The sequence below is a fragment of the Pseudoalteromonas sp. THAF3 genome (assembly GCF_009363775.1).
In the GTDB taxonomy this organism is placed as follows: domain Bacteria; phylum Pseudomonadota; class Gammaproteobacteria; order Enterobacterales; family Alteromonadaceae; genus Pseudoalteromonas; species Pseudoalteromonas ruthenica.
In genome coordinates, this window is sequence record NZ_CP045418.1 from 2902689 (window position 1) to 2926100 (window position 23412).

The 23412-nt window shown below is 48.6% G+C and carries 22 protein-coding genes; 6 read left to right on the forward strand and 16 right to left on the reverse strand.

Annotated features, from left to right (window positions below; genetic code table 11):
- Positions 1–52: 52 nt before the first annotated feature.
- The 10 genes from FIU82_RS13575 to FIU82_RS13620 are packed head-to-tail and all read right to left on the reverse strand — an operon-like array spanning position 53 to position 9748.
- Positions 53–541 (reverse strand): hypothetical protein, encoded by a 489-nt coding sequence (locus FIU82_RS13575; protein ID WP_138508089.1) that lies wholly within the window; start codon positions 539–541, stop codon positions 53–55.
- A 1-nt stretch (position 542) separates the two neighbouring features.
- Positions 543–1769, reverse strand: a complete 1227-nt coding sequence (locus tag FIU82_RS13580) for a type II secretion system F family protein (RefSeq protein WP_022945523.1) — start codon at positions 1767–1769, stop codon at positions 543–545.
- Entirely contained in the window at positions 1769–3481 is a 1713-nt protein-coding gene (locus FIU82_RS13585; protein ID WP_272946260.1) for a GspE/PulE family protein, read from the reverse strand. Before FIU82_RS13585 ends, FIU82_RS13580 begins: the two co-directional genes overlap by 1 nt.
- The gene (locus tag FIU82_RS13590) at positions 3481–4701 is read right to left on the reverse strand and encodes a lipopolysaccharide assembly protein LapB (protein WP_152441283.1); all 1221 of its coding nucleotides are present in this window, start codon (positions 4699–4701) and stop codon (positions 3481–3483) included. The genes FIU82_RS13585 and FIU82_RS13590 overlap by 1 nt, the downstream gene beginning before the upstream one ends.
- Positions 4698–5600 carry an ExeA family protein gene (locus FIU82_RS13595; RefSeq protein WP_152441284.1) on the reverse strand — a complete coding sequence of 301 codons (903 nt, stop codon included), beginning with the start codon at positions 5598–5600 and terminating at the stop codon, positions 4698–4700. The genes FIU82_RS13590 and FIU82_RS13595 overlap by 4 nt, the downstream gene beginning before the upstream one ends.
- Positions 5600–7291, reverse strand: a complete 1692-nt coding sequence (mshL, locus tag FIU82_RS13600) for a pilus (MSHA type) biogenesis protein MshL (protein ID WP_138587335.1) — start codon at positions 7289–7291, stop codon at positions 5600–5602. Before mshL ends, FIU82_RS13595 begins: the two co-directional genes overlap by 1 nt.
- On the reverse strand, positions 7275–7592 hold the full coding sequence (locus FIU82_RS13605; protein WP_138508094.1) for a hypothetical protein: 318 nt from the start codon (positions 7590–7592) through the stop codon (positions 7275–7277). Before FIU82_RS13605 ends, mshL begins: the two co-directional genes overlap by 17 nt.
- Positions 7570–8226 (reverse strand): agglutinin biogenesis protein MshJ, encoded by a 657-nt coding sequence (locus tag FIU82_RS13610; RefSeq protein ID WP_152441285.1) that lies wholly within the window; start codon positions 8224–8226, stop codon positions 7570–7572. The genes FIU82_RS13605 and FIU82_RS13610 overlap by 23 nt, the downstream gene beginning before the upstream one ends.
- Positions 8223–8816, reverse strand: a complete 594-nt coding sequence (locus tag FIU82_RS13615; RefSeq protein WP_152441286.1) for a PilN domain-containing protein — start codon at positions 8814–8816, stop codon at positions 8223–8225. The genes FIU82_RS13610 and FIU82_RS13615 overlap by 4 nt, the downstream gene beginning before the upstream one ends.
- The gene (locus FIU82_RS13620) at positions 8813–9748 is read right to left on the reverse strand and encodes an MSHA biogenesis protein MshI (RefSeq protein ID WP_152441287.1); all 936 of its coding nucleotides are present in this window, start codon (positions 9746–9748) and stop codon (positions 8813–8815) included. The genes FIU82_RS13615 and FIU82_RS13620 overlap by 4 nt, the downstream gene beginning before the upstream one ends.
- 91 nt (positions 9749–9839) lie before the next feature.
- Here FIU82_RS13620 and FIU82_RS13625 point away from each other — a divergent pair, with 91 nt between their 5' ends.
- On the forward strand, positions 9840–10748 hold the full coding sequence (locus FIU82_RS13625) for a 1-aminocyclopropane-1-carboxylate deaminase/D-cysteine desulfhydrase (RefSeq protein WP_152441288.1): 909 nt from the start codon (positions 9840–9842) through the stop codon (positions 10746–10748).
- Here FIU82_RS13625 and FIU82_RS13630 read toward each other — a convergent pair.
- The 3 genes from FIU82_RS13630 to FIU82_RS13640 form a co-directional block, all read right to left on the reverse strand.
- On the reverse strand, positions 10735–12330 hold the full coding sequence (locus tag FIU82_RS13630; protein WP_152441289.1) for an EAL domain-containing protein: 1596 nt from the start codon (positions 12328–12330) through the stop codon (positions 10735–10737). The two genes, FIU82_RS13625 and FIU82_RS13630, sit on opposite strands and share 14 nt — an antisense overlap.
- A 153-nt stretch (positions 12331–12483) precedes the next feature.
- Positions 12484–13191, reverse strand: a complete 708-nt coding sequence (ssb, locus tag FIU82_RS13635) for a single-stranded DNA-binding protein (protein WP_152441290.1) — start codon at positions 13189–13191, stop codon at positions 12484–12486.
- A 19-nt stretch (positions 13192–13210) separates the two neighbouring features.
- A complete protein-coding gene (locus tag FIU82_RS13640) occupies positions 13211–14578 on the reverse strand; it encodes an MFS transporter (protein ID WP_152441291.1) in 1368 nt (455 codons plus the stop codon).
- A 242-nt stretch (positions 14579–14820) separates the two neighbouring features.
- On the opposite strand from FIU82_RS13640, the gene uvrA reads away from it, so the two are divergent.
- Positions 14821–17643, forward strand: a complete 2823-nt coding sequence (uvrA, locus tag FIU82_RS13645) for an excinuclease ABC subunit UvrA (protein WP_152441292.1) — start codon at positions 14821–14823, stop codon at positions 17641–17643.
- Positions 17644–17688: 45 nt separating this feature from the next.
- Here uvrA and FIU82_RS13650 read toward each other — a convergent pair whose 3' ends face one another.
- Positions 17689–19824, reverse strand: coding sequence for a winged helix-turn-helix domain-containing protein (locus FIU82_RS13650; RefSeq protein ID WP_152441293.1), 2136 nt, complete (start codon positions 19822–19824; stop codon positions 17689–17691).
- A gap of 266 nt (positions 19825–20090) precedes the next feature.
- Between FIU82_RS13650 and FIU82_RS13655 the strand changes: the two genes are divergently transcribed.
- Genes FIU82_RS13655 through FIU82_RS13665 form a run of 3 tightly spaced genes read left to right on the forward strand, consistent with a single transcriptional unit; the run spans position 20091 to position 20853 of the window.
- The gene (locus FIU82_RS13655; protein ID WP_152441294.1) at positions 20091–20318 is read left to right on the forward strand and encodes a hypothetical protein; all 228 of its coding nucleotides are present in this window, start codon (positions 20091–20093) and stop codon (positions 20316–20318) included.
- 11 nt (positions 20319–20329) lie between these two features.
- Positions 20330–20599, forward strand: coding sequence for a hypothetical protein (locus FIU82_RS13660; RefSeq protein WP_152441295.1), 270 nt, complete (start codon positions 20330–20332; stop codon positions 20597–20599).
- Complete coding sequence (locus FIU82_RS13665; RefSeq protein ID WP_152441296.1) at positions 20596–20853, forward strand: hypothetical protein; 258 nt, start codon at positions 20596–20598, stop codon at positions 20851–20853. Before FIU82_RS13660 ends, FIU82_RS13665 begins: the two co-directional genes overlap by 4 nt.
- Positions 20854–21002: 149 nt before the next feature.
- Here the strand turns inward: FIU82_RS13665 and FIU82_RS13670 are convergent, their stop codons facing one another.
- The gene (locus FIU82_RS13670) at positions 21003–21395 is read right to left on the reverse strand and encodes a thioesterase family protein (RefSeq protein ID WP_022945505.1); all 393 of its coding nucleotides are present in this window, start codon (positions 21393–21395) and stop codon (positions 21003–21005) included.
- A gap of 27 nt (positions 21396–21422) precedes the next feature.
- Between FIU82_RS13670 and FIU82_RS13675 the strand changes: the two genes are divergently transcribed.
- Complete coding sequence (locus FIU82_RS13675) at positions 21423–22127, forward strand: 2OG-Fe(II) oxygenase (RefSeq protein WP_022945504.1); 705 nt, start codon at positions 21423–21425, stop codon at positions 22125–22127.
- Positions 22128–22167: 40 nt separating this feature from the next.
- Here FIU82_RS13675 and FIU82_RS13680 read toward each other — a convergent pair whose 3' ends face one another.
- A complete protein-coding gene (locus FIU82_RS13680) occupies positions 22168–23409 on the reverse strand; it encodes a cysteine desulfurase-like protein (protein ID WP_022945503.1) in 1242 nt (413 codons plus the stop codon).
- Between the last annotated feature and the right edge of the window lie 3 nt (positions 23410–23412).

The window sequence follows — 23412 nt, forward strand, 5'->3', positions numbered from 1 at the left end:
CTAAATTCATTCTAGACCAAAGGCTAAATTACTCAAAAATCATTATATTTTTTTATTTGAGTGTAACAGCCACTTGGCCCGTGTGTACATCAAAGCGAAACCAGGTTCGCTCATTAAAAAGAAACTCACACCCGACTAAGGCTTGCCCTGCCCATATCGGCTTAACACTGACCCCAGCTAGGTTGCCCTGCCCTTGCATGCGGGCGAATAAGCCCTGACAGGGAGCCCCATCGCCTTCAAGGCCTGTCGGCCAACCAAAGCGATTAACCACAAACTGTTGTTGACCCACCACCTGCATTTGCGCGCTCACCTGCTCTAAAAGAATGGTATCTTGTTTATGGGCTAGCCACTTACCATGAATAGCAACGGCACTGTGATGGAACTCCGCCACCGCTTTATGCAAGTTCACGTCATTGACAGTATTAAATAACTGGCTGATATAGTAAATAAAAAAGCCAATAAACACACAAATCAGCAACCCACTAATAAGCAGTTGATAAACCCGGCTCAAACGCCGGCTCACCTGCTGCTGATTACGCACTTTAGCCCCCTTTAATCGCAGACATCAGGTTCCACATAGGAGTAAAAATACCCAATGCCAGTATTAGCACCATTACCGCCACCAAAGCAATTAAAATGGGCTCTATCTTCGCGGTCAGGCTCTTTAAATCAAAATCCACTTCGCGTTCATAATAGTCGGCACTTTCTTGCAACAGTTCATCAACGCGACCAGTTTCCTCCCCGACTGCAACCATTTGCAACACCAATTGCGAGAAGAGCTCACTCTGTCGGGAAACCCGCAATAGGCTGTCGCCTTTTTCTATGCCGCGTCGCATCTCGACAATACGCTGATGCATATGGGCATTATCAACGGCATCAGCCGTAAGGGATAGCCCGGTGGTCATTGGTACACCAGAACGTAACACCATGGCAAAACTGCGGCTGTATCGAGATAACAAAGAGCGTTCAATGATACTGCCAATAATGGGTAAACGTAATTTCACGCGATCCCATTTCAATCGCCCTAGCTCGGTACCTAAGTAACGCCGTATCCCGTAATAGCTTGCCGCCATCAATGCCAGTAACAACCACCAGTAATGAACAAAGAAATTAGAAGTGCCAATGAGAATGCGCGTCATCAGCGGCAACTCAGCATCGAATTTAGAGAACATTTGTGCGAACACGGGGATCACAAAAATATTTAAGATAAACATGGCCGCGATGAGGGCGATGATCACAAACGTTGGGTAGCGCAATGCCGCTTTTATTCGTTTTCTCGTTTCTTGCTCGCGTTCAAAATATTCAGCCAACTGTAAAAAGGCATCCTCAAGCTTACCGGTGTTTTCACCCACCACCACGATAGAGATCATTAAACGATGAAAAACCTCCTTGTGGCTCGCCATAGCAGCGGATAAATTGCGCCCCTGCTCAAGCTGAGTGGTAATTTCTTTTAATACTTCGCGAAAACGCGGATTTGTGGTGGTTTCAGCCAGGCCGTTAATAGCGCGGATAATCGGGATCCCCGCTTTGAGCAGTGAATACATTTGCCGTGAAAAGATAATCATCTCATCAAGGCCGACCTTGGGCTGAAGCCAGGCCATAAGCGGTTTGTTGTCGGCGCTTTTTACCACCTGTGTTTCATCTATCTTAATGGGCACACTTTGACGCGCCAATAACTGATCCGCAGCCGCTTGTGCGTTATTAGCCTCAACCACGCCTTTAATTAGTTTGCCCTGGCTATCTTTGGCCTGATAACGAAAATGCGCCACTAGTTGTTTACCACCTCAGGTACATATTCAGCTACTTTGAATACTTCATCCAAGGTAGTGATCCCTTGCTGAGCGTAGTCCATTGCCATATGTGATAAAGGTGAGAAATCGGGGTTATTCTTCGCTGCTTGTGCAAAGGCTTGGGTATCACTTTGGCGCAGCGCATCCATCATATCTTCGTTCATTTCTAGTAGCTCAAAAACCCCGATACGGCCTTTATAACCGGTGTGATTGCAGCTGTTGCAGCCTCGCCCTTGGTAGAATTGCGCATCCGCTAGGTGAGGCTGTAAATAACGTACCCAGGCACGTTCTTGCTCGTCGGCTTCATAGGGTTGCTGACAGTTTTGACAAATACGGCGCACTAAGCGCTGAGCGATAATCGCTCGCAAGGAGCTGGCAACCAAATAAGGTGGCGCGCCCATATCGATAAGACGCATGGCGCTGGTGATGGCGTCATTGGTGTGCAAAGTACTCAATACCAAGTGTCCCGTTAGTGCACCTCGCAGCCCTATTTCCACGGTTTCTTGGTCCCGCATCTCGCCGACCATGATAATATCAGGGTCTTGGCGCAAGGTTGTACGTAACACATTCGCAAAGCTCAAGCCTATTTTACTGTTCACCTGGACCTGATTTATACGGCTGATACGGTATTCAACGGGATCTTCCACAGTGATTATTTTATTCTGAGCCTGATTAAGTTCGCTCAAGGCCCCATACAGGGTCGTCGTTTTACCCGAGCCGGTGGGGCCGGTAACAAGGATCATGCCGTGCGGACGCTTCAGCGTTTCACGTAACTTACGTAGCAAAGGTGCTGGCATACCGGTTTGATCTAAGGTGAGCAGCCCGGCGGATTGATCCAGCAAACGCATCACCACCGATTCACCATTTTGCACCGGCATGGTCGAGAGCCGCACATCTATGCTGTGGCCTTTTACTTTGATATTAAAGCGCCCGTCTTGGGGAATGCGCTTTTCTGATATATCCAAGCCAGACATTAACTTAAGGCGTAGCACTAAGGCTGAGGCAATCTTAACGTGATCTAAGATATTCTCTTGCAACACACCATCCACCCGCTGACGAATGCGCAGCATCTTTTCATCGGGCTCAATATGGATATCCGAGGCACGAACCTGTACCGCATCTTCAAAAATGGATTGCAGTAGCTTAACAACTGTTGCATCTGAGGTGCTGTCATCGAGTGCGTTGAGTTCGAACTCTTCCCCTTCTTGATATTCCTCATCAAGTTGTTCAGCAAAGTTAGCAATATCTTGGGTGCGTCGGTATACGGTATCGAACGCCTCTAACATTTGTGACTCTTGCACCACCGCAAGGTCAATACGCTTCGAACCCAGAATAGGCCCTAACTGGTCGAGACCACTTAAATCAGCAGGGTCACTCATACCCAATAACACGCTGTCGCCGTTATCCTCAATAACTAGCGCACGGTAACGGCGCGCATAAACCTCAGGTAAGAGGGTGGCGGTTTCTGGCGCGATGCGACGTTGCGAAATATCTAAAAAAGGAACATTCAGTTGCTGAGCCAAAAAGCGCAGTAACTGTGGCTCGGCAATCACGCCTAAATCAACTAGGGTCGCGCCAAGTTTCCGCCCGGAGCTTTTTTGCGCCGCCAGCGCTTGCTCAAGCTGTTCTTCGGTAATTATTTGCTCGTGGACTAAGAGGTCCCCTAAGCGCATTTTTAAGCGAGGTCTAATCATGGCGTGTCCTGTAAACTATCATAGCGAGCCCGAGCGTATTGTTGTGACGGCCCTGATAAGCCACCTAATTGTAAGGCGGTAGCATAATGCCCTCGAGCGCTATGGTATTGGCCTAGTGCGTCTTCTGATGTGGCCAACGCCAACCACCATTTAGCTACATTGGGTTGACGCCTTACTAATTCAGTAAAGCATACCTTGGCAATATCGTGCTGCTTTAGCTGGCGCGCTGCCGATCCTTTTAAAATCCAATAGTCGTTGTTACCCAGTTGCGTTGCGCGCGCATCCTGGCCATCTCCTAACACCTCAAGCACGCGCTGATATTGCTGTTGTTCAATGGCCATTTTGGCAATCATGACACGCCATGAAAGGGTTTCTGGCGCCACTTTTAAGCCATTAATAAGCACACTGTATGCTTCTTCTAAGCGCTGTTGTCCATATAAGGTCGCAGCGAGTGATGACCGGGCTTGTTCATGTTCGGGAACAAGAATAACGGCTTGTTCAAATTGCTTTATGGCCTCGTTCGTCATTGCAAAGCGCAGCGACTGTTGTCCTTGCTCAAACCAGCGCTGCGCGCGCTGCTGAACACTTAACGCCTTGACGACCTTCACGGCGGTATCACTGGATGACGTTACTGGCTGCGTGGCGTTGGCTGCACTTGCGGGAGACTCGGTCTTAGACGTTCTTGGCTGCTTTATTATTGGTTTTGGCGCCGACTCAAGCATCTTATCTTGGGAAATTTCAGCGACGGGCTCTTTAGTATCGGGTAATTGCCGTGACTGGCTCAAAGATGAGTCTTGTGATGGCGATACTCGTTGTTTACCGTTTTTATTGCCGTTGTAAGTACTCTCATTAGTAACACGTGTTTCACGGTTACTTAGCCGACGTAGCTCAGCCTCACCATCAACCTCATTTAATTGTGGCTGAATGACTTGACTCGCAACTGATTGTTTAAGTGTTATAGGTTGCTTTTCGAGCGGTTTAGTGACTAAACCTTTTGGTTCAGGTGCTGAATGAGCAGCCTCTGACTCTTCAGGTGCTTGAGGAATTAATAAATAAGCAAGGGCTATGACGACCATGGCGCTCACTAACACCGCAACAATGGTGATGACATTTCGCCAAGGCCGCGCCTGCGGTAGTTGTACGGTCGGCTCTAACGCCAGTTCATGTTCGCCATCGCGCTGCTCAATATCTTTCAGGGCCTTGTTTAGTAGACTCACAGCACTTGTCTCCACAACCAAATACCCGCCACGCCTAACACTGTCGCACTGAGCACTGCAAACAACCACCAGCGCCGCATAGATGTTGGCGCGTAGCAATCCTCGGTATCGGCAATTGCCGCGCGAATATAGCGCTTATTGAGTTCAGTTTTCCCTTCCCCATAAGCCAATAATAGCGTTTTGTGGCATACCGTATTTACTAACCGAGGAATGCCGCGACAAGCCCGTGCTATATGGTGGTTCAGACGCGGTGAAAAGAGGGGGGACTGCGCGCCTGCGCGGCGAAGGCGATGATTAATGTAGTAGTCCACTTCCGCTGCTGTCATCGGCCTAAGTTGGTAGGAGAAACCGATACGTTGGCGCAATTGCCTTACTTGCGGGTTGGCTAACTTAGTATCCAGTTCTGGTTGACCAAAGAGGACTACTTGGAGCAGTTTTTTTTGCTCCGTTTCTAAGTTGGTTAATAACCGCAACGCCTCCAGCGCTTCCCAACTAAAACATTGTGCCTCATCAACAATCATAACCACCTTTTTCCCTTCTTGACTCAGGGTTAACAGGCGCTTCTCTATGGATTGGCTCAATGTTTGTTGATCTTGCTCGGGCGCAAGTTCCAGCCCCAACTCAGCCGCCACCGCCCATCGCAATTCAGCTGGGGTCAAATAAGGGTTGGGCAAATAGACAACCACATAATTATCCTCAAGGTGGTTTATCAACTTTCTACAAATCAGCGTTTTGCCTGTACCTACTTCCCCGGTAACTTTTATAAACCCTTCGGACATACTCAGTGCACTGAGCAGCACTTTCAGCGCTTCGTTATGAGGCTCAAGAGCACAGTAGAACTGCGTGTTCGGGGTGAGCGAAAACGGCATTTCCGTTAGGTTAAAAAAGCTGAGATACATTAATTGCGGTACCAGGTTTCTAACAATTTACGTGAGCGTTGTTGTTGTTTCTTCCATGTGTCTGGCATAACCACGGTCGGACGCAGTAAGATGACCAACTCTTTTTTATTCTGCTTCTTACGAATACTTTTAAACAGATTACCAACGAGAGGAATATCGCCTAACACCGGCGTTTTCGAAACCTCGTCGGAGGTAATGGTTTGCATTAGGCCTCCGATAACCACGATTTCACCGCTCGATGCCCTGATCACCGTATCAGACTCACGAATATTGCTTTGGGCCAAAGGCAGTTCGATACTTTCGCTCCCTAATTTAATTGACTTGGTTTGTTCTTCGGTTTGCGTCACTGACGGGTGTACGTGCAAAATCACCGAGCCATATTTGTCTATTTGAGGTGTTACATCCAAGGCTATTCCAGAGAAAAAGGGCGTAAGCTCAATGTCATTGTTATTTTGTTGAGTGACACTGCCAATGTCTTCGCTGCTGGACACATCGGTTACAAAGTATTCATCTTCCCCTACTTTAATCACCGCTTTTTGGTTATTAGTTGCAGTCACTCTAGGGTTTGAGAGCATTTGCACATCACCTTGGGTTTGCAATAAATTGATCACCCCAGCAAAATCGGGATTAGAGAAAACCAAACTAGCAGCCCCCCCTAATTCCGCAGAAATTTGATTACCGAGCTGCGCTGCTGTCGAGGAGAATGACAGTGATGTACTGCCAATATTTGCCGCTATTTCAGACCAATTGACTCCCTGCTGATACTCATCTTTGAGTGTCACCTCGATGATACGCGCTTCTAAAATCACTTGCCGCTGCAAGCTTTCCTCACTGTGGCGCAAGAACTCTTTCATGGCAGCAATTTCACTCGGTAGTGCATGCACTGTTACCAAGCTTGCCTGTGGGCTAACAATGACGTAACGACCACCGTGTGTGCCCACCAGCGATTGCAATGCCTCTTTTAAGTCAGCCCAAAAATCACTCTCGCTACTGGTTTGAATATTTGAGCCGTTAAGCTGTTGAATATTTCCAGAGCCACTGTTGTTGCCATTATTGTTATTAATGGCGTTGTTATTACCGCCATTATTGCCACTAAAGTTGTTATTTCCGTTGCCACTGTTGCCGTTATTATTCTGATCGTAATCGCTCACGCCACCAGAGATGACGCTGACATTCGATACACCAAAGCGACGCATCATCAGATAGTTTACCGCTATAGACTCGGTGCGCATTTTTGCTGGTAGGACTTGCACTACCTGGCCTTCAAGAAACACATCAAGTGGATACATGCGGGTGATGATCTTAAGCACTTCATCCATACTGACCTGCTTAAGGTTCAAACTAATGGCGCCGGATACCTCAGGATGAATAGCGACACTGAAAGGGGTATCGTCTACCAGGGCGTTAAAAAATGGCCGCAGTGCAACTTCATTGGCGACCACATCGAAGCGCTCAATAGCCGTGCTGGGCTGCACCTTAGTGTGTGCTGATACCGAACTCAGCAATTCTTGCTCAAAATCTTTCGGGGGTTGCGGCGCCTCACTAACCTGCGACTGTTTTGCGGGTTCTAGTTCCTTGGCAATATGAGGTTGCACTCGTTCTCCGGTGCCGAAGGTCGCACAGGCGCTAGCCAGCAACGAAGAGGTACCAACTATAAACCAGTGGACTAATAACTTATTGTTTAATTTCATTGCTATATAACTCTAACTTCAATTGCTTTGCACCTTGAACAAGGAGCACAGCATGGGCGCTAATATTGGTGACAGTGTAATCGGCTAACTTATCACCCTGAGCGTATAACTGCCCAGAAATAATGGCCTTATGTTGACCTTTTTTACTCACTACCGACTCCAATACCCATTGCTGCTGCACCGACTCAGTACTACGTGAGGTCTGCGCTTGCACAGCGGGGCGGGTTGGGTCTTGTAATACTTGTGCCGCTATTGGCACACTTACGACCATGAACAGGCTACAGGCTAATAAATGTTTCATTGTTACTTACCGTTGCTAAGTTCAAGGTGAGTTGCGCTCTCGGATGTTCCTGCACCTGATAATAAAAACCAGTGATGAGTACCCGAGTGGCTGCCTGCTCAATTCGTGCCATATAATCTCGCAAAGCAAAGTAATTACCTTGCAAGGTCATCTGCATATTGTGCTGATAAAACTGTAATTGTGGTGACGATGGCTCACTTTGCTCGCCTGTTTGCACCGCTTCCACACCCATCACTTTAAAGCCCAGTAACTGCACCCCTTGTTGCTGAGCTAGCAAATCGCTGAGGACATCCGGCATACGGTCGCCAGACACAAAACCATCACTGAGTTGTTGTAATTGTTGGTCTAAATCGCGGTTACGCTGGTGCAGCTCTTGAAGCTGCAACTTGAGATTAGCTTTATAATCAATAGCCAAAGCTTGAGTGAGTGCCTGTCGCTGTGTGCGCAGTGATGCATTCTCACTCTGGTAACCGGCAATTTGCGTGGCTGTTTGGTCGTGATTTTCCATCAATGGCATGCTTATAAACCACCCACCTAAGTACAGAATACAGAACAGCCCCACTGTCAGCACCAGCATCTTTTCCCGCTGTTGCAGCTGGCTAAACTGGTTACTTATATGTTGCCAACGCTTCATGGCTGCTCCCCATCAATGCTAGTAGACACATTAAACTGTCTCAGCTCATCACTTTGATCGAATTCCAAAACCGAAAACTCTTTACCTATAAAGTAGTTGGAATTTCTTAATTGTTTAAGCCATGGAGCTATTTCACTGGGTACCGCCGTTTTGCCCTGTAACTGCACATGACGCTGGCTAATATTAATTTCTGTCAGCCACACTTGTGGGTTGTGATAGCGCGCCAAGTCATTCATCAAGGCGCTGTAACTAAGTGGTGCACCGCTGCCCTTCCCTTGTAAATATGCGATCAAACTAAGGCGATGCTGCTCTGCACGCTGCTGCTGTTCTAGTTGCTGCTGCAAGTTCTTGGTATCGCGCCGCTGCGCTAATTGCTTGTTAAGCTCTGCCACGTCAGCTTTTAGGTGGCTATGTTGCTGTGTAAGCTCCTGCAGCTGCTGTTGCTGATGGTTGTTACGCCACACTTGCAGGGCGATAACCACAGCCAACACGACAAATGCAGCGATGAATATTTTTACGACTTGAGCCAGCGGCAGCGGATCATGACGCGGCTTCAAGCTTTCTTGGTAAAAATTTATGCTGCTCTTCATGCCTGCTCCAACATCGGAAAATAGGCGCCCGCCAAAGCCATATGGAATTTAGGGTCAATCACATCAGCCAAATCCATAACCGGTTTAAACTCCACAATAGGGGTAGTTTGAAACGCTTGCAAACGCGAGATCACCGCCTGAGCATCATCAATGCCTTGAATAAGAATTTCCTTTATTGGTGGCTGCTTGAGCTGGCTCTCATAAAAGTCCATGGAGCGCTGAATCTCAAGCCCTAACGAATCACTTAAGTGCGACAAAGTGGTCTCATCGGGCTGTTGCTGTAACGCGCTGAACCCTCGTAGCCTGCGATTAAGCAGCAATTGTTGGTCGCGAATGATTAACACACTGGGTTCATCACCAGGCTCCTGGTACACCACCAAGCGGGCATAGTTATCTTTGGCGGTCATCGCTGCGAGGGTGGTTTCTTTCACCGATAGTTGCTGAAGGTGGCAGTCATTGAGCTTATCGAGCTCAGAGACCAGTGGCCGCAATTGCTGCTTATCGGTAGCAAACACATTAATCTTGGCCTTTTGACCGGTGCTTTGAATCGGGTAATCGATATAATCAGCAATGATATTCTCGGCGCTTATGCTCACCAAGTCTTTTAGTGTCCACGGCAGTGACTGAGTGATTTCTTGCTCGCTCAGCTCTGGCTTCTCGGCCTGTACTATCTGATAATAGGATTGTGGTAACACCACGTACAAGTCGCAAGCGTCAGAAGAGATCTTGCGTAGCAATTTAAGTAATGCTTTCGAATAGTTAGCTGAATCGTTGAGCGGCAGCTCTGCGGTATCACTGACAAACCATTGTTGCTTTTTTTGCTTTAACTGCACCGCGCGTAACACGTCTGCGTACAAGGCAACGCCCACTATTGCTTCGGACTTTTTCTTTGTATTTAGCCAAGGAACACGGGCCAAGAGTTTAGATGCCATATAGTCTGCAGTATCACCTATAAGAATATACAAAGTATCAATAATTTGCGGAATTTAGCAAGTTAATTAGGGGGAAAACTAGGGCAAAACTATGAACTCAGTGATCACATCCATTAAAGAGTCACCCATGCAGCAAATTCACCATCCGCTGCTGCGACATCACAACGTGCAACTAAGCATCAAACGCGACGATTTGTATCACCCTCTGATCCAAGGTAATAAATGGCGAAAATTAAAGTACAACTTAGCGGCTTTTCAGGCTTCTGAATGTAGGCAGTTGCTCACTTTTGGCGGTCCTTTCTCCAATCATTTATACGCAACGGCCGCCGCTGGAAAACTATTTGGTCTAAGCACTATTGGCATCGTGCGCGGCCCTGAACTTGATATGCACAACCCCACATTGCGTTTTGCCCACGCCTGCGGTATGAAGTTAGTGGCGGTCACGCGTAAAGACTACCGCTTGCGCCAGCAAAAAGATTACCTCAATGAGCTTAAGCAACACTTTGGTAATGTCTACATTCTCCCTGAAGGCGGAACCAACCACGCGGCGCTACGCGGTGTAGCGGAGCTAGCACAGACCTTACCAGAACACGATTATCTAGTGTGCGCCACAGGAAGTGGCGGTACCTTAGCAGGGTTATGCGCAGGCCATACGCAGCGAAAAGTGCTTGGTATTGCCGTGCTCAAAAATGCAGATTACCTGAATCATGAAATAAGCCAACTAACCTCCACACACCACTGTGACTGGCAATTAATGCAGCACTTTCATGATGGCGGTTATGGCCGCTTTAGTGACAAACAATGGCGCTTTTGCCAAGACTTCAGAGCCACCTATCAAGTGCCACTGGAGCCTATTTACACGGGGAAAATGATGTACGCACTGTGGCAACTGATTGCACAAGGGTATTTCCCTCCCGACAGTCGCATCATTGCCGTACATACCGGGGGCTTGCAAGGGCTCAATGGCTTGCGTTATCGCGGCCTACTCAAAGCGACTTGAAGGTTGACAGTTGCAGTGCACCAGAGAAGTATGCACCTTGTGCAGCCCTAACCCCGAGCTGCTGTAACACCAAAACTTGTTGTTGCCTTTCAACGCCTACGGCAATTATTGGAATAGTGTGCTGTTGGGCCTTTGCAACGTAAGCCAGCACACGCTTTTGCACATTTTTATCCACTTCAATGTGGGCAATAAGTTCGGGCGCCAGTTTTATCGCTTGTACGGGCACCGCCAACTTATCGAGATCCACATTTGGCCATGTTCGTAATTGGTCAATAATAATTCCGCGTTGGCATGCCTTAGTTCGGCGTAGCCGCCTACGCACGATATATTGATGCTGCTCTAAAAGTTCGGCCTTACATTCGATAAGAACATTGCGATGTTGCTCGAGAAAGAGCTCAAGACGTTGCCAAAATTCACCATCGAACCAGCTTGATTGTTGCAAGTTGATGCTGACATCACCTTGTTGCACCTCGGTGGCAAGCATTTTATCCAATCGTGCTAAAACGGCGCTATCCACACTGCTTTCTGCTTTGCGTGTTTGCGGCTCTTCGAGGTACTCTGGTGAAATCAGGCCCAACTGCTGGTGGCGAACACGTAGCAAGGTTTCGTGATGCAGTATTTGCTCGCTATGCAAATCAAATACGGGCTGGAAAAAGCAAATAAAGTGATCTTTTTGCACACTTTCACTCAGCGAGCAGGACTTCGCCGCCAACAGCATAGAGTGGTTATGGCTAAAGGGGATACGGTAGCAATGTTTGTCTTTACTTTGCTTTGCCAATGCCAACGCCGATTGCGTTAATTGATACACAATGGCTTGGTCGGCACCGCTTCGGTAGTTACAAATGCCCACCTTAACCTCTGCAGCCCGCAATTCAGGGAGTAAAGCTCGACAGCTTTGTAAGATGGTGGCACTGAGTGCCTCAAGTTGCTTCTCGAGGTGTTGGTAATGAATATCATGGATGGTAATAGCGAAGCTGCCGGTGTTAAGCACCTTCACCGACAGCTGTTGCTGGTAGCTTAAGCTTTCTTGCAACAAAGCCTCAAGCAAACTCGCGACCCCGTTTGCAGCAACACTCAGTTTAGTGCAATGGGCGATTGCAAACACACTCTGATACAAGTGGTTTAAGCCTAAAATACTCGCACTCATCGGTGCTTGTTCTGTTTTTTCTAACGATGGTACTTTGCTCTTTTGCGATATACGCTTTCGCCTAAGAAGGTTGACCACCTGCCAACACATGTACGCCAGCAGCGCATTACCGATGATAAACCAGTGACTTTTCGACAACCACAATGGCGAGCCAAATATCTCCTGATGTTCATTCCCGGTGGAGATAACCACAGACACAGGGTCAACATAAGCATGCTGAGGAGGCTCAAGGAAAAAGCCATAAGGTTCGAGTAAGGTCGTTAATAACGCATCATCTACATCAGTAACCCGATCTAGCTGATGTGATAGCTGATGGATATCGGCTTGGCGCTGCATATGCAAGGCATACGCAAGTACAGCATTACACAATATAGCGAGTGTAATAGCCGCTAAACCAACAGTGATCCATGTACGGTATGGACGAAATAAAGACAAAATACAGGCCGACGAATAATCATTCTCATGCCTAAAGTGTTGTCCATGAAAGGGGGAAGCTCAAGCAAGAACCCATAAAAAAGCCCCATAGAATGGGGCTTGTGGAATAAAATAGCGAGATATCAATAAGCTTTTCGCACAACTTTTTAGTTGTTAGAACGGGATATCGTCGTCAAAATCAATGGGGGGTTCCATGGGGTTTGAAGCACCACCCTGTGGAGCATTTTGTGGTTTAGGGGCAAAGCCACCACCTTGCTGGCCACCACCATGCTGATTGCTCTGATGATTCTGCTGAGAGCCAAAGCCACCTTGCTGTTGATTGCCTTGCTGCATACCTTGGTTGCTTTGTTGCTGGCCATAGTTATTGCTTTGTTGCTGCCCGTAACCACCTTGCTGCGCAGCACCCTGTTGAGGAGCTCCCTGCTGTGGGTTACTTTGTGCGTGGTTATTGCCACCAAAACCGCCTTGTTGCTGAGCACCTTGATAACCGCCTGAGGCAGCACCCTGGTTATCGCCACGACCACCAAGCATTTGCATTTGCCCGCCCATATCGACAACGATCTCAGTGGTGTATTTATCTTGACCGCTTTGGTCGGTCCATTTACGGGTCTGTAGGCGACCTTCGATATAAACCTGTGAGCCCTTACGCAGGTATTCACCCGCCACTTCTGCCAGCTTGCCAAATAGCACCACGCGGTGCCACTCTGTGCGCTCTTGCATTTGCCCAGTATTTTTATCTTTCCAGCTATCTGTGGTAGCAATGCTGATATTTGCTACGCCATTGCCGTTTGGCATATAGCGAACTTCTGGATCTTGACCCAGATTACCCACCAAAATTACTTTATTAACACCGCGCGCCATGGATTTTTACTCCTATAAATTACACTGCGGCGACGAGTCTTTGCGCCGCCTCTAAATCAAATTTTTTGTCGTCTACTTTAAGATAGCTGCGATTTTCATCACACACCACCGTGGCCTCTAACACCCCAGGTAATGCCACTAAACGACCCGCCAACTGCTGTGCATCCTGCTCTGAATCAACAGCACTAAGCAAACTAATAATTTTGCTACGCGGCGGCACTCGCATTTTCGCGGCTATGACAAGCCATATTACCCCAACCACAGCAGCCGCCGCAAACACCATCTCAGGGCTGCCGGTTTGGGCCACATAACCGCCTAAAGTGCCTCCTAAAAATGCGCCCAAGAATTGCGATGAGGAAAAAACGCCCATCGCTGAGCCTTTTTGATTCGCCGGAGACAGTCGCGATACCAAGGCCGGCATAGTGGCTTCAAGAAAGTTAAAAGCCACGAAGTACAGCATCATACATGCCGCGATGACATACACTGAATGCGCCCCAGCAACCAACCCAAGCATACTCACAATGAGCATCACGATAGCGACTAAAAACAAGGGTTTTTCTTTTTGCTTGGCTACGGCGACGATCATCATCGGCACCATGAGCACAAAAGAAAGCACAAATACGGGGATATATAATTGCCAGTGTTTGGCGGCTTCAAGCCCATCGGCAATTAGTTGCGTCGGTAGTGACACGAATACGGTCGTCAGTGACAGGTGCAAAAACAGTACCCCTAAATCTAAGCGAGCTAAGTCTGGGTGACGCACTAACTTACCCACATCAGCAAGGGTAACACTGGTTTCGCCCTTGGGCGCACGATTAACCGCCGTAGGCACCATCCAAGTAACAATAGCCATGCCTAACACCGCCAGCGCAGCGGTCAGCCAGAAAATCCCGGAGACACCGAAGCTCGCGGCAACCATGGGCCCTAGCAACATGGCGACGGCAAAGCTCATGCCGATGCACATGCCGATCACGGCCATCACCTTAGGACGCTGCTCATCACGACTGAGGTCGGCAGCAAGCGCCAGCAGTGCACTGGCAATCGCCCCCATCCCTTGTAGCGCCCGCCCTAATGTCAGGGTATACATGGATTCGGCACACGCGGCGACCACCGAGCCTAAGGTAAACAATACCAACCCACCGATGATCACCCGCTTGCGACCAATGCGGTCAGATAACCACCCCATAGGAATTTGCAACAACGCTTGGGTAAGGCCATAAGCGCCAATCGCGAGGCCGATCCATAACGGAGAAAAGCCACTGAGGCTTTGTCCATAGACAGCCAACACCGGCATCAGCATAAACAGCCCAAGCATACGAAATGCAAAGACACTGGCTAGCGATACCGCTGCACGTTTTTCGACAGTATTAAGTTGAGATGCGGACATGACGAAGTACTAAGCAGCCATAAAGCAAATTAAATTTATTGGCCGGCGATGATAGCATATCCACGCGCCAATATGACATGCCCAGCGGCATTAATATTACACTGATCGCCTGCCCTGCTGTGCTTCGTACTGAGTTTTTCGTTGTTACAGTATTCACTCTTTAGGTCAATAAGGCATCGCTAAATCCTGTACAAATATGCGATACTTACGGGCTATTAAATTGCACGGGTAAAAGGCGAAGAATGGAAAATATCGAAGTTCGCGGTGCACGCACCCACAACCTCAAAGACATCAACCTCACAATCCCTCGCGATAAGCTGATTGTCATCACCGGCTTATCAGGCTCCGGCAAATCTTCCCTCGCTTTTGATACGTTATATGCCGAGGGTCAGCGCCGTTATGTTGAGTCGCTTTCCGCATACGCCAGACAGTTTTTATCACTTATGGAAAAGCCCGATGTCGATCATATTGAGGGCCTCTCCCCCGCCATTTCCATCGAGCAAAAGTCGACATCACACAACCCGCGCTCGACGGTGGGCACCATCACTGAAATATACGACTACCTGCGATTGCTGTTTGCCCGTGTTGGAGAGCCACGTTGCCCAACCCACAATTTACCCTTAGCGGCGCAAACCATTAGCCAAATGGTGGATCAAGTCTTGGCGTTACCTGAGGGCAGTAAGTTGATGCTGCTCGCCCCGGTGGTCAAAAACCGTAAAGGGGAGCATGTAAAGCTGCTCGAGCAACTCGCCGCCCAAGGCTACATCCGTGCCCGTATTGATGGCGAGGTCTGTGACTTGTCCGATCCACCGCCGCTTGAGTTACATAAAAAACACACCATTGAAGTGGTTGTCGATCGCCTTAAGGTGAAAGAGGGTCAGCAACAGCGCTTAGCCGAATCCTTTGAAACCGCCCTTGAGCTTTCAGGGGGCGTTGCTCAGGTTGCCGCTATGGATGATTCCTTAAAGGAAGAGATGGTGTTTTCCGCCAATTTTGCTTGCCCGACCTGTGGCTATGCCATGAGCGAGCTGGAGCCACGGTTATTTTCCTTCAACAACCCCGCAGGTGCTTGTCAAAGCTGTGATGGCTTAGGGGTACGCCAGTACTTTGACCCCAACCGCGTTGTTCACAACAGTGAGCTCAGCCTTGCTGGCGGCGCTATCAAAGGCTGGGATAAACGCAGCTTCTACTATTTCCAAATGCTGCAATCGGTCGCCGAGCACTATCAATTTGATCTTAACACCCCCTTTCAAGACCTTGATGAGCAAGCACAAAAAGTGGTTCTAGAAGGTTCAGGAGGGGAGAAAATAGCCTTTAGCTACCGCAATGACCGTGGCGATTTAATTACCCGCAATCATGAGTTTGAAGGCGTTCTTAACAATATGCAGCGCCGCTATCATGAGACCGAGTCAAACTCGGTACGTGAAGAGCTGGCTAAGTATCAAACCTCGCAAGCCTGTCCGAGCTGTCATGGCTCACGACTGCGCCAAGAGGCCCGGAATGTATTTATCGGTGGCACCAACTTACCTGCCGTCACCCTGATGAGTATCGGTCAAGCCTATGACTATTTTGAGCAGCTCGATTTTAGCGGCCAAAAAGCGCAAATTGCCGATAAGATCCTCAAAGAAATTCGCGACCGCTTGTCTTTTCTCGTCAATGTGGGTCTAAATTATCTGTCGCTTGAGCGCAGCGCCGATACCCTCTCCGGGGGGGAAGCGCAGCGTATTCGTCTCGCCAGCCAGATAGGTGCGGGATTGGTGGGGGTGATGTATGTGCTTGATGAGCCCTCGATTGGCCTGCATCAACGCGATAACGATCGCCTGCTACAAACGCTGACTCGTCTGCGCGACTTAGGCAACACCGTTCTCGTGGTGGAACACGATGAAGATGCTATTCGCGCCGCCGACTATGTTATTGATATCGGCCCCGGCGCTGGGGTACATGGTGGTTATGTGGTTGCTGAAGGCACCCGAGATGAAATCATGGCCAACCCTGATTCATTAACCGGGCAGTATCTCAGTGGCAGCAAAGAAATCGCAGTACCCAAAGAGCGCCATGCCGCCTCTGATAAATGGCTGGAGCTATTCGGTGCCACCGGCAATAACCTTAAAGCCGTCGATGTGCGTATTCCTTTTGGTTTGATGACCTGTATCACCGGGGTCTCCGGCTCTGGAAAATCGACCCTTATTAACGATACCTTGTTTAAGGTGGCGCACACCGAACTGAACGGCGCAACCGCCGTTGAACCTGCGCCGTACAAGGATATTCAAGGTTTAGATCATTTCGACAAGGTTATCGATATTGATCAAAGCCCTATCGGGCGCACGCCACGCTCCAACCCCGCCACTTACACCGGTATTTTCACCGCCATTCGCGAGCTGTTTGCGGGCACGCAAGAGGCGCGTTCACGGGGTTACAAGGTGGGCCGCTTTAGCTTCAATGTTAAAGGCGGCCGGTGTGAGGCATGCCAAGGCGATGGCGTAATTAAAGTAGAAATGCACTTTTTGCCTGATGTATACGTGCCGTGTGACGTCTGTCAGGGCAAACGCTATAACCGCGAAACCCTAGAAGTGCTTTACAAGGGCATGAATATTCACCAAGTGTTAGAGATGACGGTAGAAGATGCGCGACAGTTCTTTGATGCCATCCCCGCGATAAAACGCAAGCTGCAAACGCTGATGGATGTCGGCTTGTCGTATATTCGACTTGGCCAAGCCGCAACCACCCTCTCCGGTGGTGAGGCGCAACGGGTAAAACTCGCCCGTGAATTATCCAAGCGCGATACCGGCAAAACCTTATATATACTTGATGAGCCAACGACAGGTCTGCACTTCCATGATATTCAGCAGCTGCTGGCGGTATTACACCGTTTGCGCGACCATGGTAATACCATCGTGGTGATTGAGCATAACCTGGATGTCATCAAAACCGCAGACTGGATCGTTGATTTAGGCCCTGAAGGGGGCAGCGGCGGGGGCGAAATTCTCGTTGCTGGCACGCCAGAACAAGTAGCCGAGTGCGAGCGCTCACATACCGGTAAATACTTAAAACCTATGCTCAAGTAATACCCACTCTCGGGCCTGAGTTTAATTGTTTAAACTCAGGCCTTATTATTCCCACATAAGGCGGTTGATTGAGCTATCTTCACTAATTTTGCGAGTGATAATGATGCGCCCATCAGCATCGGGCACCGCGCTTAGTATCTCAAATGGCAGCTGCACCTGCTCACACCGCTCTCCAGTCAAAGCCCAGCGATACACGTTGTATGTATAGTCCATGGAATAGGCGTAGCCATCGCGCACATGGATAGGCACATGAGAAGACATTGATAGCTCACAGGGCACACTGTACTGGGCATTATCCGTTAATGACACCAAGGTCTTATCTTTGAACAAAAAGACCTCGCCGTTAGCACCGGTGACTAGCTGTAAGGCATCCGTCTCGCGCACCTTGTTAAGCTCCCGAGTGATAAAATCAAACTGATAAAGAGTCCGTGGTGACGATGATTTGCTTAACACATACAACGATTGGCCACTTTCATGCCACGCCCAGTCCATTATTGGAATGTGTGCAAGCTCACTAATAGCCGTTGCCTTTGCGGTTTCAACATCGAGTAAGAAAGGTTTTTTCTGTTCTGTCAGCACGATGTTTTCGCCACTAGGCGATACCCTTAAGTTGTCCAAAAGAGCATGGTCTGGGTGATCTAGAAATGATATCTGCTTCACCTGTCCATCTCGGGCGTGCCATACCTGAGGACGGCCAGAGCGTAGCGAAATAAAATAGTGCCCGGTACTATGAGCGACTAACCCATATTCACTGCTATCGGAGGCATAAAGCTGCTGATATTGAGCCGCCTCGGTAAAACTTTCCAAAGCGACCACTTGATAGGTTATGGCACTAAGCGGTGAGTAATACACCGAGTTGTCGTAATAGCTGATATCTGACATTTTGATATCATCAGGTAAGGCATAGGCCTCGGCGATTTCAGCGCTGTGAATGTCTATAAATAATAGCCGCCCTTTTTCATCACCATAGAGCAAGGTCTCACTGTTATACCAATCCAATGCCGAGTTTCTGTAAAAACTAGCGGGCGGTGAGTTCATGCGTTTTATTTCACCGGTGTCCAAGCTGTATACATAAACCTCTACCTGAAAGTCGAGATCCAGCTGTAAATAGGCGATATGCTTTCCATCTGGAGATAACGACAAGGACCCTGGACCGACCTTGTCCGCCATAGGCGCAATCAGCTGAGAAGTCGTGCCCGAGTATACATCGTACCTAAATAGGCCAATATAATGCGAGTACAACTCACCACGGATAAAATAGAAATAGCGACCATCATTACTTAATTGGCCACTGTAATCAAAACGATGATCACACTCCATGAGCGGCTTAGGTTCGCCTAATTCAGGGAAGTTGGTGAAATCTATGGCTAAATATTGGCAACTGCTATCAGTCGCGTTTCTGGCGCGTATCACCAAGGTATCACTATTATGTTGCCAAGACAGGGCGGCCACTTCAGCATCTTTATAGGTTATGGCGACTTCGTCCCGAGTGATCACATCGAGAACAAAGGCGCCTTCTTTCCCTGATGCGTCTTTTTCATTGCTGTAAGCCAGTAAGCGTCCGCTATCGTTGATAAGAGGCACATATTCACTACCCACTTTCCAGGTCACTTTGTGGCGACTCATTGGCTTTTGCTCAGCGACAACAGCGGTTGTTTGTGATGATGCAAAGAACTCAGACCCGTTCAGCGTGTAAGCGGCGCTAGCAAGCACAGTGATAAACACCACCGCAGCAATATACTTCCACCAAGCATAACTGGGCTTTGAGCGCGTAGGTGTTATCGGCTGCTTGCCCTCGTGGGTGTTAACTTGAGTGTGCCTAAGCAGCTCTGGCGCCGCAGTTTGTGGTGCAGCTGTACTGGCAGCGTTATCCAATGTCGCCGCTTCACGGACCAAACTATAGCCTTGGCGGTAGTGGGTTTTTATAAAAATGGCTGGATCGTCAGGGTGTTTTAACTTTTTCCGCAACTCAGAAACAGCGCGATTTATGGCATTATTATCAACATAGCCTTGCTGCCAAACATGCTCAATTAATTGTTCACGGGTAACAATCTGCTGCGGCCGTTGGAGAAAAAAAGTGATCAGCTTAATCAGCAGCGGGTCTAATTCTCGCTCAATATCCCCGCTAAGCAACACTCCTCGCTGCTCAAGTAATGTCCATGGTCCAACTCTGTACTGCACTCGAAAAAAGTCCCTTGATTAAAGCCAACGCAATGCTAACACAGGTGAACAAAAAGTAAATCAAAACCTTATAAAAGGTTATATTTAAATATAATGATTAGATGTATCTTCATGATTTTAAATATTTATTTTGAATAATATGAAGTTATGAAAAATCCGTAATATGTAGATAAGCGACGCGGCGAAAACCTCGGCCTAATATGGATAACAACAAAACGGCACAGCCAAGCGGCTTTGCAAACAACACCCATAACGAGGATTAAATTATGAACAAGCCACTGCAAGCAGTATTACTAATAAGCACTCTTCTCGCGACAGCAACACAGGCTGGCGAATCGCAAGTTAATACACAGCCCAAAGCGACTCTGCCAAGTACCAGTTTGACGCAATTAAACAATAAATTAGAACAACAACTTGATATGCAGTTACATGAGTCTATTGGCCGTATTAACCAAGATGTCGCCAAGCGCATTATCGAGCAGCAAGGCAACTAAGGAGCACGGTGATGAAAGCCAGCAGTTTATCCGTCCCCCTATTAGCGCTGACGTTGAGCTCGGCGCATGCCGGCGGAGCTCAAGTACTTATGAGCCTTAATACAGCCACGGCGGCGACTGAAAACCCAGCGCATACACAACAGCAGCGCTCGCTGGCTACACTTGAGCGCAAGATGCAGCGCCGCTTAGAGCAGGGCTTAGTGATTAAGGTTGATGACAAAGCATTAGAACGCGCGCTGAGAGCACGTATTGAGCAGCAATTGGAGCAAAGAGAAAGATGACCAAAACAACCAAGCAAGCACTTCCTTACCTGTTGCTCTTTGGCACTTTGGCGTTGGCGCAATTGAGCAGCATTGACTGGCAACAATTGCGAGAGAGCAGCGCGCTGGTACAGCGCCATAGTAAGCAGTTGCAGTTGCAGTTGCAGTTGCAGTTGCAGTTGCAGTTGTCATGGTGGCACGAGCAGGACAGTGCCAATGCTTATAATTACATGGTCGCGACCACCCCTCAGCAGCAACCAAAATCCATCGATTAAATATTGGGGCGACTGCAGGGGCGACTGCAGGGGCGACCGCAGGGGCGAGCACTGAAGCATAAGCAATGGCACGCTAACTAAAACCATCAAGAGGCCATTGCCATCGTATCAGCCGCCGCCTCTGCGGCCCTTTATGTCGGCCTGCGTAGTCAGTCTGATAAATACTCACTGAGCGCTGTGCGCTCGTCATCGCTCAGGGGCTGAGAGGTTTTATCACTGAAATTGTAACGCACCATCACCGTTTTTCCCTCAGCGCAACATTCACCATGCTGCCAGGCTTGTTGTTTAATGACGAAGGAGCTTGACCCGATACGCTCTATCATGGTTTTTACCTCGACCTCTTGGCCGTAAAATAACTCCCCCATAAAAGTCACTTCCACTTTAGCGACGATTAACCGCCATTGGTGGGGATTGAGATCGGGGGTAAAGATTTTAAAAATAGGGGTACGGGCGGCTTCAAACCATACAGGGAGTACGGTATTGTTAATGTGTCCAAGGACATCAGTTTCGCTAAAACGGGGCTGAACCTTCTCAATAAGCATAATAATTCCAAAAGGTAAGGTTGAGTCATGTCAGACTTTATTGGCGTTTATGATAACGCGCTTAGTGACGAGTTTTGTAGTCAGTTTATCGACCTTTTTGAGCAAAGCCCGCATACCCAACCAGGGCGCACCTCAGGCGGTATTGATTTAGCGAAAAAAGATAGCCGCGATTTATACCTCAATGCCCACCCCGAGTATGCTCAAGCGCTACAACATATCCAGCAAGTAACAGCGCGACACGTGATGGACTACGTGCAAGAGCACTTTTTTATGATGATTGGCGCCTTTGGCCTTAAAGTTTATCACCCCAAAACCGGACAGCCAGTTGATGTTACGGTGGAAAACTTTGATGAAGTGGCAAAGCCGCAGATGGGCACCTTACTACAGCAATTGTTTCGTTTGGGAAATATTCAAGCGCAAAAGTATGAAGTGAATAAGGGCGGCTACCCCTATTGGCACAGCGAAGTATATCCCCAACAAGGCCACAACGAAGCGCTGCATCGGGTATTGCTGTTTATGTTTTATCTCAATGATGTCAGCGAAGGGGGAGAAACCGAGTTTTATTATCAGAACCGTAAGATAGCGCCTAAACGTGGCACCATGGTGGTTGCTCCGGGTTACTTCACCCACACCCACCGAGGCAATAAGCCAATATCCAATGACAAATACATTCTCACTTCCTGGGTGCTGTTTAACCGTGCCGAGCAAATTTACGGACAGCCTAGTAGCTAACAAAGAAGGCGGCTGTTACGCCGCCTTTTAACAAGCATAATTACTCGTTGTTAATAAGCGTTGCCAAGAGCTCGAATAAGCGGTCTATTTCGGCGATGCTGTTATAGTGCATGCAACCAATACGCACGACTCCGCCTTTATCCATCACGCCGAGCTGCTCACACAGACCTTGCGCATAAAAGTTACCATCCCATACACAGAGGTGATGCTGGCCTAAAAACTCCGAAACTTGGCGCGGTTCGAAGCCGGCAATGGTCAGTGCAAAGGTGGGTGTACGCTGTTGCACTCGTTCAACATCGCTAATGCCATACAGAGTGATCTGTGGAAACTCCGCCAAACGCGTTAAGAAGTGGCGACTGAGCGCCATTTCATGCTCTTTACTATTGGCAAAGGCGACTTGCAAACGCTGACGACGTGGTGTGCTGGCATCAAGCCCACTTAAACTGGCGATATATTCTATTGCGGCGGTGACACCGGCCAACCCCTCGAAGCTTTGTGTGCCCGTTTCCCAACGTCCCGGAACCACATCTTTCGCCGGCGCGACCTTGTAAGGAGTAAAGTGCTCTAAATGAGCGCGCTTACCGTAAACGATGCCCACGTGCGGACCAAAGAACTTATAAGCTGAGCAAGCAAGGAAGTCACAGTCTAAGGCTTGTACATCGATAAGCTCATGTGGTGCATAGTGCACGGCATCCACATAGACTAACGCACCGTGCTGGTGAGCAAGCTCAATAATGCGCTTAATATCATTGATAGAGCCTGTGGTATTGGAAGCATAGGTCACTGCCACCAGCTTAGTATTGTCATTAAGAAGCTGCTCGAAATGAGCCATATCCAAGGTGCAATCCTGCTCGTTGACGCGTAGCGCATGCACTCGCGCCCCCTTGTCTTCAGCAGCCTGAACCCATGATGATACATTTGAATAATGGTCAGCATTGGTGACAATGATCTCATCGCTCGCTTGCCAGTCTCTAGCCAAAGCGCGGCTGAAACTGAATGTCAGGCTGGTCATGTTAGCGCCAAAGACAATTTGCTCAGGGCTTGGGCTATTAAGTAAATCAGCCACTGCTTGACGCGCTGCGCTCATCACCGCCACGGTTTTGTCACTGGAGAAAAACGCGCCGCCCAAATTAGCATTGTAGTGGCCAAGGTAGCTGCTCATCGCGTCTAAAACAGACTGCGGAACCTGCGCTCCACCTGGACCATCAAAAAAGATCGGAGATTGACCATCCACCTGCTGCATTAACGCCGGAAACTGCTGGCGTAATTCGGTTAAGTTCATGGC

Coding starts and splice junctions, on each gene's coding strand:
- FIU82_RS13625 (WP_152441288.1), top strand. CDS start 9,840: ATGAACTCAGTGATCACATCCATTAAAGAGTCACCCATGCAGCAAATT.
- FIU82_RS13660 (WP_152441295.1), top strand. CDS start 20,330: ATGAAAGCCAGCAGTTTATCCGTCCCCCTATTAGCGCTGACGTTGAGC.
- uvrA (WP_152441292.1), top strand. CDS start 14,821: ATGGAAAATATCGAAGTTCGCGGTGCACGCACCCACAACCTCAAAGAC.
- ssb (WP_152441290.1), bottom strand. CDS start 13,191: ATGGCGCGCGGTGTTAATAAAGTAATTTTGGTGGGTAATCTGGGTCAA.
- FIU82_RS13640 (WP_152441291.1), bottom strand. CDS start 14,578: ATGTCCGCATCTCAACTTAATACTGTCGAAAAACGTGCAGCGGTATCG.
- FIU82_RS13620 (WP_152441287.1), bottom strand. CDS start 9,748: ATGGCATCTAAACTCTTGGCCCGTGTTCCTTGGCTAAATACAAAGAAA.
- FIU82_RS13670 (WP_022945505.1), bottom strand. CDS start 21,395: ATGCTTATTGAGAAGGTTCAGCCCCGTTTTAGCGAAACTGATGTCCTT.
- FIU82_RS13595 (WP_152441284.1), bottom strand. CDS start 5,600: ATGTATCTCAGCTTTTTTAACCTAACGGAAATGCCGTTTTCGCTCACC.
- FIU82_RS13665 (WP_152441296.1), top strand. CDS start 20,596: ATGACCAAAACAACCAAGCAAGCACTTCCTTACCTGTTGCTCTTTGGC.
- mshL (WP_138587335.1), bottom strand. CDS start 7,291: ATGAAATTAAACAATAAGTTATTAGTCCACTGGTTTATAGTTGGTACC.
- FIU82_RS13655 (WP_152441294.1), top strand. CDS start 20,091: ATGAACAAGCCACTGCAAGCAGTATTACTAATAAGCACTCTTCTCGCG.
- FIU82_RS13615 (WP_152441286.1), bottom strand. CDS start 8,816: ATGAAGAGCAGCATAAATTTTTACCAAGAAAGCTTGAAGCCGCGTCAT.
- FIU82_RS13675 (WP_022945504.1), top strand. CDS start 21,423: ATGTCAGACTTTATTGGCGTTTATGATAACGCGCTTAGTGACGAGTTT.
- FIU82_RS13610 (WP_152441285.1), bottom strand. CDS start 8,226: ATGAAGCGTTGGCAACATATAAGTAACCAGTTTAGCCAGCTGCAACAG.
- FIU82_RS13605 (WP_138508094.1), bottom strand. CDS start 7,592: ATGAAACATTTATTAGCCTGTAGCCTGTTCATGGTCGTAAGTGTGCCA.
- FIU82_RS13680 (WP_022945503.1), bottom strand. CDS start 23,409: ATGAACTTAACCGAATTACGCCAGCAGTTTCCGGCGTTAATGCAGCAG.